18 protein-coding genes are annotated in these 18,317 nt (G+C 61.9%); 12 read left to right on the top strand and 6 right to left on the bottom strand.

The window, feature by feature from the left end; translation table 11 throughout:
• Window positions 1-22: 22 nt before the first annotated feature.
• From AC07OT_RS05180 to AC07OT_RS05160, 5 genes are all read right to left on the bottom strand, one after another.
• A complete protein-coding gene (locus AC07OT_RS05180) occupies window positions 23-724 on the bottom strand; it encodes a fimbria/pilus chaperone family protein (RefSeq protein WP_495107633.1) in 702 nt (233 codons plus the stop codon).
• Window positions 725-757: 33 nt separating this feature from the next.
• The gene (locus AC07OT_RS05175) at window positions 758-1,384 is read right to left on the bottom strand and encodes a DUF1120 domain-containing protein (protein WP_495107632.1); all 627 of its coding nucleotides are present in this window, start codon (window positions 1,382-1,384) and stop codon (window positions 758-760) included.
• Between the two features lie 89 nt (window positions 1,385-1,473).
• Window positions 1,474-2,088 carry a DUF1120 domain-containing protein gene (locus AC07OT_RS05170; RefSeq protein WP_141156815.1) on the bottom strand — a complete coding sequence of 205 codons (615 nt, stop codon included), beginning with the start codon at window positions 2,086-2,088 and terminating at the stop codon, window positions 1,474-1,476.
• Between the two features lie 36 nt (window positions 2,089-2,124).
• The gene (locus tag AC07OT_RS05165) at window positions 2,125-2,745 is read right to left on the bottom strand and encodes a DUF1120 domain-containing protein (protein WP_495107631.1); all 621 of its coding nucleotides are present in this window, start codon (window positions 2,743-2,745) and stop codon (window positions 2,125-2,127) included.
• Between the two features lie 31 nt (window positions 2,746-2,776).
• Window positions 2,777-3,397, bottom strand: a complete 621-nt coding sequence (locus AC07OT_RS05160; protein ID WP_065938607.1) for a DUF1120 domain-containing protein — start codon at window positions 3,395-3,397, stop codon at window positions 2,777-2,779.
• 395 nt (window positions 3,398-3,792) lie between these two features.
• Between AC07OT_RS05160 and AC07OT_RS05155 the strand changes: the two genes are divergently transcribed.
• The 8 genes from AC07OT_RS05155 (at window position 3,793) to dacB (ending at window position 12,599) form a co-directional block, all read left to right on the top strand.
• A complete protein-coding gene (locus AC07OT_RS05155; protein ID WP_495107630.1) occupies window positions 3,793-4,218 on the top strand; it encodes a hypothetical protein in 426 nt (141 codons plus the stop codon).
• Window positions 4,219-4,425: 207 nt separating this feature from the next.
• Window positions 4,426-5,061, top strand: coding sequence for a response regulator (locus tag AC07OT_RS05150; protein WP_065938609.1), 636 nt, complete (start codon window positions 4,426-4,428; stop codon window positions 5,059-5,061).
• 96 nt (window positions 5,062-5,157) lie between these two features.
• Entirely contained in the window at window positions 5,158-5,628 is a 471-nt protein-coding gene (locus tag AC07OT_RS05145; protein WP_065938610.1) for a nuclear transport factor 2 family protein, read from the top strand.
• A gap of 36 nt (window positions 5,629-5,664) precedes the next feature.
• Complete coding sequence (locus AC07OT_RS05140; protein WP_495107629.1) at window positions 5,665-5,940, top strand: GIY-YIG nuclease family protein; 276 nt, start codon at window positions 5,665-5,667, stop codon at window positions 5,938-5,940.
• A 75-nt stretch (window positions 5,941-6,015) separates the two neighbouring features.
• Window positions 6,016-6,951 carry a glutathione S-transferase family protein gene (locus tag AC07OT_RS05135; RefSeq protein WP_495107628.1) on the top strand — a complete coding sequence of 312 codons (936 nt, stop codon included), beginning with the start codon at window positions 6,016-6,018 and terminating at the stop codon, window positions 6,949-6,951.
• Between the two features lie 109 nt (window positions 6,952-7,060).
• Window positions 7,061-9,478, top strand: a complete 2,418-nt coding sequence (locus AC07OT_RS05130) for a TonB-dependent siderophore receptor (RefSeq protein ID WP_495107627.1) — start codon at window positions 7,061-7,063, stop codon at window positions 9,476-9,478.
• Window positions 9,479-9,637: 159 nt separating this feature from the next.
• Window positions 9,638-10,675 carry an IS110 family RNA-guided transposase gene (locus AC07OT_RS05125; protein ID WP_495107626.1) on the top strand — a complete coding sequence of 346 codons (1,038 nt, stop codon included), beginning with the start codon at window positions 9,638-9,640 and terminating at the stop codon, window positions 10,673-10,675.
• A gap of 478 nt (window positions 10,676-11,153) precedes the next feature.
• Entirely contained in the window at window positions 11,154-12,599 is a 1,446-nt protein-coding gene (gene dacB / locus AC07OT_RS05120; protein WP_495107625.1) for a D-alanyl-D-alanine carboxypeptidase/D-alanyl-D-alanine endopeptidase, read from the top strand.
• A 1-nt stretch (window position 12,600) separates the two neighbouring features.
• Here dacB and AC07OT_RS05115 read toward each other — a convergent pair whose 3' ends face one another.
• Window positions 12,601-13,380: an IclR family transcriptional regulator gene (locus AC07OT_RS05115; RefSeq protein ID WP_495107624.1), complete on the bottom strand. Its 780-nt coding sequence runs from the start codon at window positions 13,378-13,380 to the stop codon at window positions 12,601-12,603.
• Window positions 13,381-13,500: 120 nt separating this feature from the next.
• Here AC07OT_RS05115 and hmgA point away from each other — a divergent pair, with 120 nt between their 5' ends.
• From hmgA to AC07OT_RS05095, 4 genes are read left to right on the top strand one after another with little or no spacing between them, the layout of a single operon-like run.
• Window positions 13,501-14,784, top strand: coding sequence for a homogentisate 1,2-dioxygenase (gene hmgA, locus AC07OT_RS05110; RefSeq protein ID WP_495107623.1), 1,284 nt, complete (start codon window positions 13,501-13,503; stop codon window positions 14,782-14,784).
• A gap of 3 nt (window positions 14,785-14,787) precedes the next feature.
• The gene (fahA, locus tag AC07OT_RS05105; protein ID WP_495107622.1) at window positions 14,788-16,074 is read left to right on the top strand and encodes a fumarylacetoacetase; all 1,287 of its coding nucleotides are present in this window, start codon (window positions 14,788-14,790) and stop codon (window positions 16,072-16,074) included.
• Between the two features lie 12 nt (window positions 16,075-16,086).
• Window positions 16,087-16,725, top strand: a complete 639-nt coding sequence (maiA, locus tag AC07OT_RS05100) for a maleylacetoacetate isomerase (RefSeq protein ID WP_027604692.1) — start codon at window positions 16,087-16,089, stop codon at window positions 16,723-16,725.
• Window positions 16,726-16,774: 49 nt separating this feature from the next.
• A complete protein-coding gene (locus AC07OT_RS05095; protein WP_495107621.1) occupies window positions 16,775-18,145 on the top strand; it encodes an MFS transporter in 1,371 nt (456 codons plus the stop codon).
• Window positions 18,146-18,317 lie beyond the last annotated feature (172 nt).

Here is an 18,317-nt window from a genome sequence, read left to right as displayed (position 1 = left end):
CGCCGGGCGCCTGTCGTGTTGGTCAGGTGAGGGGGGCTTCGTAGGCGGCGACGGCAAAGCCATACACCGTGGCCGGCTGCAGCCGGACTTTACTGGCGGTGCCACCGGTGGCCGGTACGCTCAGGGTTTCCCCCGGCAACACGTAGGTGCGCGGCAACATGGCCTTGCCGTCGCCAGGCAGCAGGCGCAACTCCTGGGCCAGACGTACCACGTACGGACTGTCGTTGCGCACCTGCAGCGTGTTGCCGTGCTGCGACCAGGCCAGGCGGGTCCAGGGCGTGCGATTGAGGGCCAGGCCCTTGGGATGAATGATCACCGGCAGGTTCTGGCGCACGGTCACGCCTACCCGGGCATGCCCGGCTTCGGTGGTCGGGCGACCCTGGGGCATGCCTTCGAAGATCGCGCGCTTGAGCCGCTGGGTCTGCAGCGGTTGTTGGCGTTGCAGGATGAACCGCACCAGTTGCGATTTGGACGCCTCCACCCGCGACAGGGGCGGGGTGACGACGAGCAACGGCTCGCGGTCTTCGGGAATGTCTTCCAGGGTGACGTGGAGCAGGGCCAGTTGGCTGTCGGTGTTGGTGACCGAAACGGCCGCTTCACCTTCGGCTTCGTAGACGATGACCACGGAGGTGTCCGGGATCATGCCGTCGGCCTGCGCTCCCTTGCCAAACAGCAGCGTCAGGGCAATGAGGCAGGTTGAGGTTTTGAGCAATGTCGTCGTCATGACGGGGTTTTCCATTGGGGCAGCATGAAAAGGTCAGAGATAGCGCAGGTCCAGCACGATGGAACCGTCCAGCGGCACATCCTGGTTCAGGGTCAGGTACTGGCTGAAGTTGATGGAGGTGTCGATGCGCAGTTGGGCGCTCAACTGGCCGATGAAGTCGGGCTGGCGATCACCGGGTGGGGCGAAGCCCACATAGGATTTGGGATAGGCATTCGGTTCCGGCGACCAGGTTTCACCGTTGTCACTGGAGGCCAGCACCTGCATGGACTGCGCATCGCCGATGGGGTTGCGGTAGGACAAGGCCACGGATCCCAGGCGCTCGGCCGGCACATGAATGTTCCTGCCCAGGCCATAGAAAAAACCGGGGGCCAGTGACGACTCGGCGCGGTTGTCGAGCCCCACCAGGGCAAACAGCATCGGCCTGCTGCATTGCACATTCAGTTGCAGCAACTGGCTGGGCAACACCGTGAATTCTTTGGCGTTCAAGGTGTGCGAGGGGATTTTTCCGTGATCGATCGTGCCTTGGTCTGACAGCGTGACGTGACAGGCGTCCGGCGTCAGCCGCCCGGTCACCGTGAGGTCGACGAAGGCGGCGGCGAACACCGCAGGAGTCGTCGTCAGCAAGAGCAATACAGCCAGGCGTTGAGTGAGCGTGTTCATGGGGAGCGCCACGGGTCGAGTTGAATACGGGCGGTACAGAAACAGCGCCCATGCCCGTGATGGATTGCCAGGCATGGGCGCCCAGGGCGTTACAGGTACTTCACTTCCAGGGTGGCCGAGCCGTCGAGGGTGACCTCGTTGCTCAGGTCCAGGCTGTCGGTGCGGGCGATGGAGGTTTGAACCACCAACTCCAGGGACAAGTCCTTGACCGGCACCGGTTGACTGTCGTCCGCCATGCTGGCCACCGACATGTACAGGCCCGGGTCCCAGAATTTTTCGCTGAACCAGTTGTCCTGGCCGTTGAAGGACGCAATCGGCTGCACTGCAACACCGTCGGCGATCGGGTTGGTGAGCATCAAATCAAACGAGCCGAGCTTCTGGTTGCCGTTGATCAGGCCCAGGCCGTAGTAGGCGATGGACGACCCGGCCCGGTTGTCGACCGAGTGCAGCGCAAAGGTGATCGCGCTGTCGCAGCTGACGACCATGGTCAAGGTGTGGTTCCCAATAACCGTACTGCTGTTTGTGTTCAGGTCCTTGGCGGAAATCTTGCCGTGATCGATCACGCCACCGCTGGACAGCACGGGGGTGCAGGCGCTCGGTACGATCAGGCCCTTGACGGTCAGGTCGACGGTGGACGCGGCGTAAGCGGTGGTAGAACCGAGCAGTATCAGGCCGGTGGCGAATGCGTTAAACAGGGGCTTCATGGGGGGCGAGTTCCTTTCAATTGAGTCTGGGGGGCGTCACAGGTAGTTGACTTGGACCGTGGCGTGCCCGTCTACGGGGACTTCGTCGGTCAGGGTCAGGCTGCTGGCGGGGGCGATGTGGGTGTACAGGCGGATTTGCGCATCGAAGTCTTGCACGGCAATGGGGACCAGTCGGTTGCCTACCGCGATTGCCGTTAGCATGGTGTGGGTGAGCATGCTGGTGGGTACCCATGTAACGCCGCCATCGACTGAGGTAATGGTGCGTGCGGCAACGCCGTCCGCCACCGGGGCATACAGGTGGAAGGCGGCGCCGCCGAGTTTTTCCCCGTCCGACGTCATGCCCAGGCCGTGCCAGTTGGCGTGGTTGGCCGAGGAGCCGGCGCGGTTGTCGACGGTGGTCAGGGTGAAGAACGTCGGCGCCTCACAGCGCACGCTCAACTGCAGGCTTTGGTGGGGCAGCGAGGTGTACTGATCGGCCTCCAGATCCTTGGCTGCCATTTTTCCGAAGTCGATCGTGCCACCGCCGCCGATCAGCGGCGCACAGGCGCTGGGGGTGATGGTGCCTTTGACGGCGAGGTCGGTGGTGCTGGCGGCCAGTGTCAGTGGCGAGGCGGCGAGTAACAACGCCGTCAGTGGGATCGCGTGGGCAAAATGCATGGTTAGAACCTTCCGTGTGGACGGGGTTGAGTTACAGGTACACCACTTCCAGCGTTGCGGAGCCGTCGATGGGCGTCTCGTTACTGAAATCAAACTGGTCTGCGCGGTTGATCTGGGTACCGACCTCCAGGCCCATCACCAGGTTCTTGATCGGCAGCAGCGTGGTGGCGTCGTCCATGGCGCCTGCGCCCCACAGAGTCTGCAGTTCCCAGGCCCACTCGTCATACCAGGTGCGGCCGCCGTCGCTGGAGGCAATGGGTTGGACTGCGACGCCGTCGGCGACCATGTTTTTTGGTGTCAGGTAAAACCTGCCCAATTTCTTGTTGCCATTGACAAAGCCCAGGCCGAAATTAGTGCTGCTGATTGAGGAGCCGCTGCGGTTATCGATGGGCTTGATGGCGAAGGGAATGGTTGCATCGCAATCAATGCTCAACTGCAACGTCACTCGGGGCAATGTCGTCGGGTTGTTCTGGACCAGGTCCTTGGAGGCTATCTTCCCGTGGTCGACAACACCGCCGGCCGAGACCGTCGGGGTGCAGGCATTCGGGGTGATCAGGCCTTTGACGGTCAGGTCAACGTTACTGGCAGCAAAGGCGGGTGCAGCACTGGCGAGTAACAGGGCGATGCTCGACAGGGTCAGGGACTTGCTCATTTCAATACGTTCCACTACAGGGCTGGCTGATAGAAGCGCGCACAGCATCGTCCGGCCTTTGCGGGAAGGCGGCGAGCAAGGCGGCGGGTTGTATTTGGCTGGGGTCGCAGAAGGCCGCGAGCCCGTTCCGTCTTTGCGGAGTGGCGGCAATTTAGCCGCGCGGTGCTGCGGGGGAAATACAACTATTACGACAATCGAGGGGGCCAGAATTCAGGCGTAAGCGCGTGAGAATTTATATTCATATTTTGTAGGAAAGTTGGATTTTTCGTAGTTGTTGTATCGCCACTTTTATATCCGGAAGGATATTCATGGTCGCTTGTAGACAGTCATGTGAGTGCCTTGGGTTTTGATGAGCTCATGGGCTGACCCATTACTGTAAGCGCAATGAGGTGACCATGGTGACAAGGGTATTTTCCAAGCAAGTACCTGTCCTGAAGTTGGCACCCTCACCCTTGCCACCGTTGGTGGAGGCGCCGGCTCGTCGTCCAGGCGCGATCGCATGGCCGACGCGGGCCAGCCTGATCGAAATTTTCGGCAGTGATGAGATGGTGAACCGGGCGGTGGCCAGCCTGATTGAGGAAGCACGGGAGGACGATGCCTGGCTGGACCTGGCGCAGGCCCGCGCCGATGCGCCCTTGCTGGTGGAGCGATTGCACCGTTTGGTGGGCAGTCTGGCCTTCGTCGGCGGAGTCGACCTGGAGCATTGCGGCGAACAGTTGATTGCGCAGGTCCAGGCCGATGGTGTGGTGGCGAATACGCCGCGGTTGCAAGCCTTCCAGCGCAACTTGCGGGTATACATTGCTTATCTGAGCCGGTTATGAGTCTTCGGGACTCAAAGGTTTGTAGGAAGTTATTACTTTTGGTTGGAAGTTTTGGATGTAGGTAATTTCTTTTTATTTTGTAGGCGTAAAGTTGCCATCTATCAAACGCTGGGCGCAATCCGGAGCCGGCTGCGTAGAGTGGTTGTTGAAACAAGAGGACACAGGTATTTTGCGCTAATTCCAAGTTGCCATCATTCGTGGGTATTTATGTTGCGTGTAATTATTGCCGACGATCATCCCATTGTGCGCATCGGGCAACGGGTGGTGATTGAGGCGGGCGGTAGATGCACAGTGGTCGGTGAGGCCGACGGTCCCGATGAATTGCTCAAGTTGCTGGGCAGCGTGGCGTGTGACGTGCTGGTGACTGACTTCGCCATGCCCGGCGGCCAGCAGGCCGACGGCTACGGACTGCTGGGGCTGTTGCGGCGCCAGTACCCGACATTGCCGGTGATTCTGGTCACCATGTTTGCCAATGTGGCGACGCTGCGTGCGTCCTTTGCCCACGGGGCACGGGCGATTGTCGCCAAGAGTGCCTCGGCCCGGGAGCTGCCTACCGCCATCGGTACCGTGATCAAGGGCGAGACATTTGTCAGTGAATGCCTGCGCGCGCAGTTGGTGGAGGCGGGCACCGGCGATCAACTGCAACAGCCGCAGTTATCCAGCAAGGAGCGCGAAGTGGTCAGGATGCTGGCCAGCGGCATGACCGTCAGCCAGATTGCGGCCCGGGTCAATCGCAGTATTTCCACGATCAGCAAGCAGAAAAGCACGGCCATGAGTCGGCTGTGCATCTCTACCGATGTGGACCTGTTTGCCTACGCCCGCAGCTGCGGCATGGTGCCGTAGCGCCGGGTGGGGCATTCCCGGTGTAAATGGCGATAGAGTTTTACCGGCGCCCGGACTATCTTGGACGGCTTATAACCCCTGGTCTGGAACCTGCCCATGAGCGACGCACACAACGCCCTGATCACCGAGTTTTACAGCGCTTTCCAGCGGCTGGATGCCGAGGCCATGGCGGCCTGCTACACCGAGGATGTGCTGTTCAGCGACCCGGCCTTCGGTGAGTTGCGCGGGCGTGACGCCGGCGATATGTGGCGCATGCTCACCACCCGGGCCAAGGATTTCTCCCTGACGTTCGACCATGTGCGCAGCGATGAAACCACCGGCAGCGCGCATTGGGTTGCGACCTATCTGTTCAGCGCCACCGGTAACACGGTAGTCAACGATATCGGCGCGCGGTTTGTGTTTCGCGATGGCAAGATCTGCGAACACCACGACCACTTCGACCTGTGGCGCTGGTCGCGCCAGGCCCTGGGCCTCAAGGGCCTGTTGCTGGGCTGGTCGCCGGCCCTGAAAAACGCCGTGCGTGCCCAGGCGCTCAAAGGCCTCAGGGCATTCCAGGCCGGTCGTTGATAAGCTTGGCGCTCTTCTGGTGTGCCGAATCGACCCGTGACTGATCCTTCTGAACCCAAACCCTGGTTTGTGTACCTGGTACGCGCCGCCAATGGCGCGTTGTATTGCGGTATCAGCAATGACCCGGTGCGCCGTTTTGCCGTGCATCAGAGCGGCAAGGGCGCACGGTTTTTCCTGTCCAGCCCGGCGGTCGCCCTGGTGTACACGGAGCAATGCGCGAGCAAAGGCGAGGCGTTGCGCCAGGAGCGCTTGATCAAGAAGTTGAAGAAAAGCGCCAAGGAGTGCCTGGCCGCAAGTGGCTCATTGATTTGACTGATGGGTTCCCATCGTCCCCGCCTGGGGTTTTGCAGGCTAAGCTAGCCGCTCACCTATCGAGCGGAGCCTGGCATGTCTGAGTTGATTCTCCACCATTACCCGCAGTCCCCTTTTGCTGAAAAAGCCCGCCTGATGCTGGGCTTAAAGGGCTTGTCCTGGCATTCCGTGCGCATCTCGCCGGTGATGCCCAAGCCTGACCTCACCGCCTTGACCGGCGGCTATCGCAAGACGCCGGTGCTGCAAGTCGGTGCCGACATCTACTGTGACACCGCCTTGATCGCCCGACGCCTGGAGCAGGAAAAATCCGCCCCGGCGCTGTTTCCCCAAGGACTGGAGCTGGTCACCCAAGGCTTCGCCGCCTGGGCCGACTCGGTAGTGTTTTCCCATGCCGTGGCGCTGGTGTTCCAGCCTGAATCCCTGGCCGTCAAATTTGCCAACGTACCGCCACAGATGCTCCAGGTGCTGGTGGCTGACCGCAGCAAATTGTTCAGCGGTGGCACCGCCACCCGCGTGCAACTGGACCAGGCCAAGCACCAATGGCCGGCGATCATCCATCGTATCGATCAGCAATTGCAGCACCCGACGGGGGACTTCCTGTTCGGTGAGCCATCGATTGCCGACTTTGCCCTGGCCCATCCGCTGTGGTTCCTCAAGGGCTCGTCGGTGACTGCACCGTTGGTGGATGCGTATCCCGCTGTCGCGGCGTGGCTGGACCGGGTGCTGAGCGTTGGCCATGGCACTGCCAGTGAGATCAGCGCCGAGCAAGCGCTGGAAGTGGCGCGTAACGCAACGCCCGCTGCGCTGCCCGATGAGGTTTTCGAGGATTTGAACGGCTTCAAACCCGGCCAGCAGGTGACCATCTCGGCCACTGACTACGGCACCGACCCCGTGGCTGGTGAACTGCTGTTTGCCGGGCGCGAAGAGCTGATCCTGCGTCGCACCGATGAACGCGCCGGCACCGTGCATGTGCATTTCCCACGCTTGGGGTTTTGCATTCAGGCGCAATAAATAAAAATATTTGCAAATAAAGGTGAGGTAAACCGCCAGCCCATCCGTGTAGTGCTTGAAACTGCGATCTATTCGCATTAACAGCGTTTTCTACACGGGTTCTCACAGCATGAAGTCGACGGCGGGCGGTTGGGTTAAACAGTGGCTGGGAGCCTCGGTATTGGCGGTGTCGGGGTTGGCGTTGCTGCCCCTCGGCGTGGCGCAGGCGCAGGAGCAGCAAAGCGCCCAGTTCACCTTTGCCCAGGCTGCCAAGCCGCTGCCCCAGGCCTTGAGCGATTTCAGCCGGGTCACCGGGATCAGCGTGATCTACACCGATGAAGCGCCTTACGGCCTCAGTGCGCCGGCGGTCAGCGGGCAAATGAGTGCGACCCAGGCCCTGCAACGCTTGCTGGCGAACAGCGGCTTTACCTTCCGCCAGATCGACGCCCGCACCCTGGCCCTGGAACCGGTGCCCAGCGATGGTGCGCTCAATCTCGGCGCCACCACCATCAGCGGGGTCGGCCAAACCGAGGACAGCACCAGCTACCAGCCCCCGCCCACGAGCTCGGTGATGCGTTCCCGCGCGTTGCTGCTGGAAACCCCGCAGACCGTCAACGTGGTCCCCGCCCAAGTGCTGCGCGACCAGACCCCGCGCAACCTGGATGACGCCCTGGCCAATATCAGCGGCATCACCCAGGCCAACACCCTGGCCAGCACCCAGGACGCAGTGATGCTGCGCGGCTTCGGCGATAACCGTAACGGCTCGATCATGCGCGATGGCATGCCGGTGGTGCAGGGCCGGGCGTTGAATTCAACCGCAGAACGGGTCGAAGTGCTCAAGGGCCCGTCGTCGCTGCTGTATGGCATCCAGGACCCGGGCGGCGTGGTCAACATCGTCAGCAAAAAGCCGCAACTGACCCAGGCCACGTCCCTGACCGTGCGCGGCTCCACCTTCGGCGACGGCAAGAACGGCAGCGGCGGCAACCTCGACACCACCGGGCCGATTGGTGATTCGGGCCTGGCCTATCGCCTGATCGTCGACCATGAGGACGAAGACTACTGGCGCAATTTCGGCACCCACCGCGAGTCGCTGGTGGCGCCGTCCCTGGCCTGGTACGGCGATACCACCAAGTTGTTGTTCGCCTACGAACACCGCGAATTCCTCTCGCCGTTCGACCGCGGCACGGCCATCGACAAGTCCAACCACCCGCTGGACATCCCGGCCACTCGCCGTCTGGACGAGCCGTTCAATAACATGGAAGGCCGTTCCGACCTGTACCGCTTCGAAGCCGACCACGATTTGAACGACGACTGGAAAGCCCATTTCGGCTACAGCTGGAACCGTGAAACCTACGACGCCAGCCAGGTGCGTGTCAGCGCGGTGAACACCAACGGCACACTGACCCGCAAGATGGACGGGACCAAGGGCGCGATCACCACTGACCGTTTCGCCACAGCCAGCCTGGAAGGCAAGGTCAATGTGCTGGGCATGCAGCATGACCTGGTGTTCGGCCTGGACGACGAGTACCGCAAGATCTACCGCGCAGACCTGATTCGCCAGAACTCGCGCGGCACCTTCAACTACAACAACCCGGTGTACGGCAACGAAGTCGCGGGCACTACCGTCAGTGCCGCCGACAGCGCCCAGACCGACCTGCTGCGCAGCGATTCGCTGTTCTTCCAGGACGCGATTCACCTGACTGACCAGTGGATCTTCGTGGCCGGTGCGCGCTATCAGATGTATGACCAGTACGCCGGCAAAGGCGTGCCGTTCAAGGCCAACACCGACGGCAACGGCCAAGCCTGGGTGCCGCGTGCCGGCCTGGTGTACCGCTACACCGATGAGTTGTCGTTCTACGGCAGCTACACCGAGTCGTTCAAGCCCAACTCCACCATCGCCGCCTTGGCCGATGGCAGCACGTTGACCGGTGACCTCACGCCGGAGGAATCCAAGTCATGGGAGCTGGGCGCCAAGCTCGACATCCCCGGGCGCATCACCGCCAGCGCAGCGTTGTTCACTATCGACAAACGCAATGTGCTGGTGTCGGTGGGCTCCGGCGCCAACACCATCTACAGCATCGCAGGGCAGGTGCGTTCCCGTGGCCTGGAACTGGACGCCAGCGGCCAGTTGACCGACAAGTGGAGCCTGATTGGCAGCTACGCTTTCACCGACGCCGAAGACATCAAGGACAACGACCCGACACTGGAAGGCAACCGCCTGCAAAACGTGGCCAAGCACACCGGCTCGCTGTCGGTGGCCTACGACTTCGGCAACATTTTCGGCGGCGATCAGTTGCGCGTCGGCACCGGTGCGCGCTATGTCGGCGAGCGCGCAGGCGACGCCGCCAACGACTTCAACCTGCCGGGCTACACCGTGGCGGATGCCTTCGCCACCTACGACACCAGGATCGACGGGCAGAAGGTCAAGTTCCAGGTCAACGTGAAGAACCTGTTCGACCGCGTTTACTACACCTCGGCGGCCAGTCGCCTGTTTGTGTCCATGGGCGATGCGCGGCAGGTATCGGTGTCCAGCACCCTGGAGTTCTAAAACCTGGCGGGCTCCTTATGGCAAGTGTGCTCCTTGTGGTGGACAGGCTTCCTCTGGTAAGCGGGCCTCCTGTGGTAATGAAATGGACGCCCCCTTCCTAACGGCATCTATGTGCCAAAGTTAAAGTGTTACCCACACTTAGCGGAAGGGAGCGTCCTCATGAAGCTTACGACTGTTTCGGTTGACTTGGCAAAAGCCGTGTTTCAACTTCACGCGATCAATCAACAAGGAAAAACAGCGCTAAGGAAGCAGCTTAAACGTGAACAGGTTGTCCCTTTTTTTGCCAACCTGGAGCCCTGCCTAGTGGGCATGGAGGCATGTGGCGGAGCCCACTATTGGGCAAGAAAACTGCAGGCACTTGGTCATACGGTCAAGTTAATGGCTCCGCAATTTGTGAAGCCCTACGTGAAGTCGAACAAAAACGATGTAGCTGACGCAGAAGCGATCTGTGAAGCCGTTACTCGGCCCAGCATGCGCTTTGTGCCGATCAAGACGGTAGAGCAGCAAGCTATTTTGGCGGTGCATCGCGCACGGCAAGGGTTTGTAAAGGCCAGAACGGCACAAGCTAATTCGATTCGTGGACTCCTTGGAGAATTTGGCGTGGTCTTGCCTCAGGGCATTCGACATATCGTCGAGCGTTTGCCGGATATTTTGGAAGATCATGAAAACGCTCTTCCTGAATCGTTACGCCAACTGATGCAGCGCTTGATGGAGCATTTCAAAGAGCTGGATCGACAGGTCGTCGAGTTGGAACGAGAGATTCAACAATGGCATCGCAGCAATGAAGACAGCTGCCGCCTGGCAGAAATCCCAGGCGTTGGCCCGCTCACTGCAACCGCGCTAGTGGCGTCAGTGGGTGACGCGAAAAACTTCAGTAACGGTCGGCAAATGGCGGCATGGTTGGGGTTAGTGCCACGACAACACTCCAGCGGAGGAAAGCCCACGTTGTTGGGGATCAGTAAACGGGGCGATGGTTATTTACGCACCTTGCTGATTCATGGCTCACGCTCGATAGTGCGAGTGGTGGAGAGCAAGACAGATCCTTCGGCGGATTGGCTGAAGGGGTTATTGGCTCGTCGTCACACCAACGTTGCTGTCGTTGCACAGGCTAATAAAACGGCCCGGATAGCCTGGGCATTATTGGCCCATGGCGGCAAGTTCCGACCCAACTACACCCCCGACGTAACGGTGGCGTAGCCGGCCCGGTGGAATGAAAAAGTGATGCGTTAGAAGGAGTACTTCCAAGGTTGCTCAGGCGATCATGACGTGATGGCAAGACAGGTAGGACCGGGATCGGGTAACTCTGCCCCGCTCACAGCGCTTCGAGCGCGTTGTGGTGATAAGAGCCCGATCAGCGAATTCCATCAGGGACAGAGGCACCGCCTCACTTAAAGTCCGGATGTATGGCTGCAACCTTATCCCGTCTGTGTTTTCACGAATTGAGTGCTTGGCATACTGGGGGCGTCCATGTATGAGCGGGCTTCCTGTGGTGAGCGGGCTTGCCCCGCGTTGGGCTGCGAAGCAGCCCCAAAACAGACTCCATGGTGCTCCTGAAAGAACGCGACGGCATCAGTAAGGGCGGCTTCGCCACCCAACGCGGGGCAAGCCCGCTCGCCACAAAGGTACGGAGCTGTTAGCGTTGCGGCCATTAATGGCTTTGCGGAACACAGTACTGATGCACTTTGGAAGATGGCTACACCTGCTGTGCCTGAGCGTTTTACTGGGCGGCTGCGCGAGTGTTCCGCAGCCATCCACGCCTTCAACCCTGGATCAGCTGTTGGCCGATCCAGTCCTCAACGGCGCCACGGTTTCCGTCATGGTGCGCGACGCCCGCAGCGGCAGCACCCTCTATCAACACAACCCGCGCACCCGTCTGATTCCGGCGTCCAACCTCAAGTTGCTCACCACCGCTGCGGCGATGGATGTGCTGGGGCCGCAATACCGCTTCTCCACCCAACTGTTGAGCAACGGCACCCAGCAAGGCGAGCGCCTGGCCGGCAACCTGTACCTGCGTGGCCTCGGCGACCCGACCACGCAGTTCGCCGACTACCAGGCACTGGCCGCCCAGCTGGCGAGCCAGGGCGTGCGCCAGGTGCAAGGCGACCTGGTGTTCGACGACACGTGGTTCGACGCCGAGCGCTTGGGCGTGGACTGGGCCCAGGACGACGAGAGCACTTACTACGGCGCACAGATTTCGGCGCTGACGGTGTCGCCCAACACGGATTTTGATGCAGGCACCTTACTCGTCACGGCAAAGGCTCCCGTCGCCCTCGGCCAGCCGGTGAACGTGGTGGTGAGCCCGTCCACCGACTACGTGCAACTGAGCAACCGTGCCGTCAGCGGCCCCGGCAACAGCTACGCCATCACCCGCCAGCACGGCACCAACCTGCTGCAACTCAGCGGAACGCTCGCCCCGGGCAAGCAAAGTCGGCAGTGGGTGAGTGTGTGGGAACCGACGCAACTGGTGGCCAATCTGTTTGAGCAGGCGCTGGCGCAGCAGGGTATCCAGGTGCTCGGGCGGCGCGTGATCGGAGGGGCCAGCCCAGCGACGGCGACGGTGTTGGCAGAGCATCAATCGGCGCCGTTGCAGGACTTGATCACACCGCTGCTCAAGCTCTCGAACAACAACATGTCCGAAGCCCTGCTCAAGGCCATGGGCCGCAAAACCGCCAATGCGGGCACTGCGGCAGCGGGCGTGGCGGCGGTGGCGGCGTTCATGCAGCGCCAGGGCCTGGACCCGGCGACACTCAACCAGGTAGATGGCTCAGGCTTGTCGCGACGCAACCTGGTGTCGGCGCAGAACCTGACGGACCTGCTGCTGGTCACCGCCAAGCAACCCTGGTTCGACGCCTGGTACAACGCCTTGCCGATTGCCGGCAATGCCGACCGTATGACCGGCGGCAGCCTGCGCTATCGCCTGCGCGGGACGGCTGCGGAAAACAACCTGCACGCCAAGACCGGCTCCATGGCCGGCGTGTCATCGTTGAGCGGCTATATCACCGACGCCGAGGGACGACGCCTGGTATTTTCGATGATCAGCAACAACTACCTCAGCGACGCAGCCCCTCTCCGCACCCTCGAGAACCGCGTGGCGCTGGCCCTGGCCCAGTGGCACGACTAGTTCAGGGCTGGTAGCCCATTCGCCAGCTCACGGCCCGGGTCGCCGCCAGCAAGCGCTGCGCCGCCGGGCCATCTTCGTCGGCGTGGAACAGCGAGGTGGGGCCGACCACGGTCATCACCGCCGCCACTTGCCCGACCGCGTTGAATACCGGTGCCGACAGCGCATCCACCCCCGGCATCAGTAGGCCATGCACAAAGTGCAGGCCACGGTTGCGGATTTGTTCGCAGGTGGTGGCGTAAGCCTGGTCGTCGGCGAGGGCATGGGCGGTGCCGGCCTGGATTTCACGCTCACGCAATTCGACGGTTTCCCGCGACGGCAGGAAGGCACTGAACACCAACCCGGTGGATGAACTGAGCAGGGGCAGCACCGAGCCCAATTGCGTCACCACCGTCACGGCGCGCACGGCCGGTTCGATCTGCACCACCGTCGCGCCCTGGTTGCCCCATACCGCCAGGAAGCAGGTTTCATTCAACTCGTCGCGCAGCTCTGCCAGGGGCATCGCGCCGACTTTCAGCACGTCCATGCTGCCCAGCGCGGCCAGGCCCACGCGCAACGCCTCGCGTCCCAGGCCGTAATGGTTGGTGACGACGTTCTGTTCGGCAAAACCCGAGGCGATCAGCGCCTGTAAATAACGGTGCACCTTGCTCGCCGGCATCTGCACATGGTCGGCCAGTCGCGACAACGACGTGGAGGGCGACAGTTCGGCCAGGGCCTTGAGGATATCGGTGCCCACTTCGGCCGAGCGGACTTTCTGTTTACCGGTGTCGCGGGGCTTTTCCATGGAGGGGCGAGAATCCGAGAGATGAATGGGCGTCTTTATAGCTTGACGGTCGATAGTGATCAAATTACGTTATGCGTAACTGGATTACGATAAAAACAACTTCCGCCTTGAGGATGATCCATGAACCTCGAATACCTGTCGGGCTTCGGCAATGAATTCGCCAGCGAAGCCCTGCCCGGCGCCTTGCCGGTCGGCCAGAACTCCCCGCAAAAAGCCCCCTACGGGCTGTATACCGAGCTGTTTTCCGGCACCGCCTTCACCATGGTGCGCAGCGAAGCCCGCCGCACCTGGCTGTACCGCATTCAGCCATCGGCCAATCACCCCGCGTTTATCAAGCTGGAGCGGCAGTTGGCCGGCGGCCCGTTGGGCGCGGTGACGCCCAATCGCCTGCGCTGGAACCCGTTGGATATTCCCAGTGAGCCGACAGACTTTATCGACGGCCTGGTCGGCATGGTGGCCAATGCCGGGTCGGAAAAACCCTCGGGCATCAGCATCTATAACTACTGCGCTAATCGCTCCATGGACCGTGTGTTCTTCAATGCCGACGGCGAACTGTTGATCGTGCCCGAGCAGGGCCGCCTGCGCATCGCCACTGAACTGGGGGTACTGGACGTCGAGCCGCTGGACATTGTCGTGTTGCCCCGTGGCCTCAAATTTCGCGTCGAGCTGCTGGATGCACAGGCGCGCGGTTACGTCGCCGAAAACCATGGCGCGCCCCTGCGCCTGCCGGACCTGGGGCCTATCGGCAGCAACGGCCTGGCCAATCCGCGTGACTTCCTCACCCCGGTGGCCCACTACGAAGACCTCAGGCAACCGACCACGCTGGTGCAGAAATTCCTCGGTGAACTGTGGGCGTGCGAGCTGGACCATTCACCACTGAACGTGGTGGCCTGGCACGGCAATAACGTGCCGTACAAATACCACCTGCGCCGCTTCAACACCCTTGGCACCGTGAGTTTCGATCATCCCGATCCGTCGATCTTCACCGTATTGACCTCGCCCACCAGCGTGCACGGCCTGGCCAACCTCGACTTCGTGATCTTCCCGCCGCGTTGGATGGTGGCCGAGAACACCTTCCGTCCGCCGTGGTTCCACCGCAACCTGATGAACGAGTACATGGGCCTGATCCAGGGCGCCTACGACGCCAAGGCCGAAGGCTTCCTGCCCGGCGGCGCGTCGCTGCACAGCTGCATGAGCGCCCACGGGCCGGACGGCGAGACCTGCACCAAGGCCATCAACGTGGACCTGGCACCGCACAAGATCGATAACACCATGGCCTTCATGTTCGAGACCAGCCAAGTGCTGCGTCCCACCCAGTTCGCCCTGGAGTGCCCGCAACTGCAACCTTCCTACGACGCGTGCTGGGCCTCGTTGCCCGTCACCTTCAACCCGAACCGGAGATAACCCATGATGCAGCCAACCCTTACCCGCAGTTGGGTAGCCTCCGCCAATGGTCACCGCGATTTCCCCCTGCAAAACCTGCCGCTGGGCGTGTTCAGCATCAACGGCTCGGCACCGCGCAGTGGCGTGGCGATTGGCGACGCGATCCTCGACCTGCATGCCGCGCTGGATGAGTTTGAAGGCGAAGTCCGCCGTGCCGTTGAAGCCACTGCCGGCGGTCAGTTGAACGCCTTCTTCGAATTGGGCCGTGGTCCGCGTGTGGCCTTGCGCGAGCGCCTGCTGGAACTATTGGCGGAGGGCAGCAAACTGCAGACCCGTGAAGCGCAGGTGCTGCACCGCGCCTCCGATTGCCAGATGCACGTGCCGGCGAAGATCAACGACTACACCGACTTCTACGTCGGCATCGAGCACGCGCAGAACGTCGGTAAACTGTTCCGCCCGGATAACCCGCTGCTGCCGAACTACAAGTATGTGCCGATCGGTTATCACGGCCGCGCCTCGACCATTCGCCCCTCGGGTGCCGACGTCCTTCGCCCCAAAGGCCAGACCTTGCCGGCCGGCCAGGCCGAACCGAGCTTCGGCCCCTGCGCGCGCCTGGACTATGAGCTGGAACTGGGCATCTGGATCGGCCAGGGCAACGCCATGGGCGACTCGATTGCCATTGGCGATGCGGCCGAGCATATCGCCGGTTTCTGCCTGCTCAATGACTGGTCGGCGCGGGATATCCAGGCTTGGGAATACCAGCCGCTGGGGCCGTTCCTGTCGAAGAGCTTCATCACCAGCATTTCACCGTGGGTGGTCACGGCCGAAGCCCTGGAACCGTTCCGCAAAGCCCAGCCGGCGCGGCCCGAAGGCGATCCGCAGCCGCTGCCGTACCTGCTGGATAAGCGTGACCAGGCCGCTGGCGCCTTGGATATCGAGCTTGAGGTGCTGTTGACCACCGCCGCCATGCGCGAACAGAACCTGCCGGCCCATCGCCTGGCCCTGAGCAACAGCCTGCATATGTACTGGACCGTCGCGCAATTGGTGGCGCACCACAGCGTCAACGGCTGCCAATTGCAGGCCGGCGACCTGTTTGGTTCGGGCACCTTGTCCGGCCCTGAGGCCGGGCAGTTCGGCAGCCTGCTGGAGATGACCGAAGGCGGCAAGAAAGTCATCGAACTGCCTTCCGGCGAAGTGCGCAGGTTCCTCGAGGACGGTGACGAGGTGATCCTGCGCGCCCGTTGCAACCGTGAAGGCTTCGCCTCCATCGGCTTCGGCGAATGCCGTGGCACCGTGGTCGCGGCACGCTAGGAGGGCAGGGCGATGGAACTCTATACCTACTACCGCTCTACGGCGTCATACCGGGTGCGCATCGCCCTTGCGCTCAAGGGCCTGGATTTCACTGCGGTGCCTGTCAACCTGCTGGTGCCGGCGGGTGGCGCCAATCGCCAGCCGGAGTACCTGGCCATCAACCCCCAAGGTCGTGTGCCGGCCTTGCGCACCGATGACGGCGAGCTGCTGATTCAGTCCGCGGCGATCATTGAATACCTGGACGAACGTTATCCACAGGTGCCGTTGCTTTCCAAGGACATGGCCACCCGTGCCCATGAGCGCGCAGTGGCGTCGATCATCGGCTGCGATATTCACCCGCTGCACAACTCCAGCACCCAGAACCTGTTGCGTCAGTGGGGACATGACGAGGCGCAGGTGCTGGAGTGGATCGGGCATTGGATCAGCCAGGGGCTGGGGGCGGTGGAACAGTTGATTGGCGATAAGGGCTATTGCTTCGGCGAGCAGCCGGGGATGGCCGATGCCTTCCTGATTCCCCAGCTGTATGCGGCGGAGCGCTTCAAGGTGCCGCTGGGGGCGTATCCGCGCATCGGCAGGGTGGCGGCGTTGGCGGCGCAGCATCCGGCATTTATCCAGGCCCATCCTGCCAATCAACCCGACACTCCTGAGTGATCGTGCCCGCGCAGAGCGTGAGCACAATAATAAAAACAGGTACCTTGCGATGCACAATCAGATTGCCAGCTTTCGCGCGGCACTCGATGCCCGTCCGGTGTCGCGCTACCAGTGGTTGATTCTCCTGTTGCTGGCCTTGTTGCTGGTAACCGATGGCTACGATGCCCAGGTGCTGGGCTATGTGGTGCCGGCGCTGGCGTCGGATTGGGGGCTGGAAAAGGCCGCGTTCGGCCCGGTGTTCAGTGCCAACCTGCTGGGGCTGACCTTGGGCTCGTTGCTGGTGACCCCCCTGGCCGACCGCTTTGGCGTGCGCCGCATCCTGCTGGGCTGCGTGCTGATCTACGCCAGCCTCACGGTGTTGATGGTTTTCGCCAGCTCGCTGACCACGCTGATGGCGGCGCGCTTTATCTGTGGTATCGGCATGGGCGGCGCGATGCCCAGTGCCATGGCGTTGATGTCGGACTATTCCCCGCCACGTTTGCGCACCTTGATGGTGACGTTGGCGGCGTGCGGCTTCTCGTTCGGCGGCGCAGCCGGTGGATTTGTGGCCGCAGGATTTATCGACGGCTTTGGCTGGCAGGCGGTGTTTCTTGCCGGCGGCGTGACGCCGTTGCTGCTGTTCCCTTTCCTGGCGTGGCTGCTGCCGGAATCCCTGCCGCGCCTGCTGCGCGATGCGCCGCCGTATGCACGCTTGCATCAGGTCACCGCGCGCATGTTGCCTGGGTGGCGTGCGCCGCTGGCGAGCGAGGACGAAAACCCCCGCGAGCAGGGCAGCCCATTGACGGTGGTGGAGCTGTTTCGTCATGGCTATGCACGCCCGACCGTGCTGATCTGGGCGACCTTCTTTGTCAGCCTGATCCTGCTGTATTTCATGATCAGCTGGTTGCCGTCGCTGCTGCTGGAAAGTGGCCTGGCGTTGAGTGAAGCCAACCTGGTGACCTCGATGTTCCTGTTCGCCGGCACCCTGGGTGCCATCGGCATGGCCTGGTTTGCCGATCGATTGAAGCACAAGGTGCGGCTGTTGTCCGGCGTGCTGGCCGCGGCTGCGGTGTGTACCGTGCTGCTGGGGCTGAACCACGACAATCCGCGCTATCTGGTGGCCTGTGTGTTTGCCGCCGGGTTTTGCATCATCGGCGGGCAACTGACCCTTAATGCTTTCGCCAGCAATTTTTACCCGGCGCATATACGCGCCACCGGTACGGGTTGGGCATTGGGTGTGGGGCGCTTCGGCTCGATCCTGGGCCCGTTGCTGGGCAGCATGCTGCTGGCGATGCATATTCCGGTGCAGCAGATTTTCTTCTTCTGCGCGATTCCGGCGGTGGTCGCGGCGTTGTTGATCATTCAAGTGCGCTCGCCCGCGACTGACGCGCCGAAGGGCCCTTTGCACGGCGATATCCTCAAGGTACCGGCCAATCACTGACGATGTTGCATCTACATCGAGCAGGATCACTGTGGTGAGCGGGCATGCCCCGCGCTGGGCTGCGTAGCGGCCCCAAAAATCGTGGGAGCGCTTCGCACTCCAACGCGGGGCAAGCCCGCTCACCACAGAAGGCCGCTCACCACATAAGCCCGCTTGCCACAGGGAAATAGGC

The sequence above is a fragment of the Pseudomonas sp. GW821-FHT09C10 genome, from assembly GCF_059418085.1.
The sequence above is the reverse complement of the archived record's forward strand: the minus strand, read 5'-3'. Positions and strand labels throughout refer to the sequence as shown.

What these genes read in the sequence shown, in the direction of transcription:
- AC07OT_RS05165 (WP_495107631.1), bottom strand. Translation starts at nt 2,745, where the DNA reads ATGCATTTTGCCCACGCGATCCCACTGACGGCGTTGTTACTCGCCGCC.
- AC07OT_RS05125 (WP_495107626.1), top strand. Translation starts at nt 9,638, where the DNA reads ATGAAGCTTACGACTGTTTCGGTTGACTTGGCAAAAGCCGTGTTTCAA.
- AC07OT_RS05180 (WP_495107633.1), bottom strand. Translation starts at nt 724, where the DNA reads ATGACGACGACATTGCTCAAAACCTCAACCTGCCTCATTGCCCTGACG.
- fahA (WP_495107622.1), top strand. Translation starts at nt 14,788, where the DNA reads ATGATGCAGCCAACCCTTACCCGCAGTTGGGTAGCCTCCGCCAATGGT.
- AC07OT_RS05160 (WP_065938607.1), bottom strand. Translation starts at nt 3,397, where the DNA reads ATGAGCAAGTCCCTGACCCTGTCGAGCATCGCCCTGTTACTCGCCAGT.
- maiA (WP_027604692.1), top strand. Translation starts at nt 16,087, where the DNA reads ATGGAACTCTATACCTACTACCGCTCTACGGCGTCATACCGGGTGCGC.
- AC07OT_RS05130 (WP_495107627.1), top strand. Translation starts at nt 7,061, where the DNA reads ATGAAGTCGACGGCGGGCGGTTGGGTTAAACAGTGGCTGGGAGCCTCG.
- AC07OT_RS05175 (WP_495107632.1), bottom strand. Translation starts at nt 1,384, where the DNA reads ATGAACACGCTCACTCAACGCCTGGCTGTATTGCTCTTGCTGACGACG.
- AC07OT_RS05150 (WP_065938609.1), top strand. Translation starts at nt 4,426, where the DNA reads ATGTTGCGTGTAATTATTGCCGACGATCATCCCATTGTGCGCATCGGG.
- hmgA (WP_495107623.1), top strand. Translation starts at nt 13,501, where the DNA reads ATGAACCTCGAATACCTGTCGGGCTTCGGCAATGAATTCGCCAGCGAA.
- AC07OT_RS05095 (WP_495107621.1), top strand. Translation starts at nt 16,775, where the DNA reads ATGCACAATCAGATTGCCAGCTTTCGCGCGGCACTCGATGCCCGTCCG.
- AC07OT_RS05115 (WP_495107624.1), bottom strand. Translation starts at nt 13,380, where the DNA reads ATGGAAAAGCCCCGCGACACCGGTAAACAGAAAGTCCGCTCGGCCGAA.
- AC07OT_RS05170 (WP_141156815.1), bottom strand. Translation starts at nt 2,088, where the DNA reads ATGAAGCCCCTGTTTAACGCATTCGCCACCGGCCTGATACTGCTCGGT.
- dacB (WP_495107625.1), top strand. Translation starts at nt 11,154, where the DNA reads ATGCACTTTGGAAGATGGCTACACCTGCTGTGCCTGAGCGTTTTACTG.
- AC07OT_RS05145 (WP_065938610.1), top strand. Translation starts at nt 5,158, where the DNA reads ATGAGCGACGCACACAACGCCCTGATCACCGAGTTTTACAGCGCTTTC.
- AC07OT_RS05135 (WP_495107628.1), top strand. Translation starts at nt 6,016, where the DNA reads ATGTCTGAGTTGATTCTCCACCATTACCCGCAGTCCCCTTTTGCTGAA.
- AC07OT_RS05155 (WP_495107630.1), top strand. Translation starts at nt 3,793, where the DNA reads ATGGTGACAAGGGTATTTTCCAAGCAAGTACCTGTCCTGAAGTTGGCA.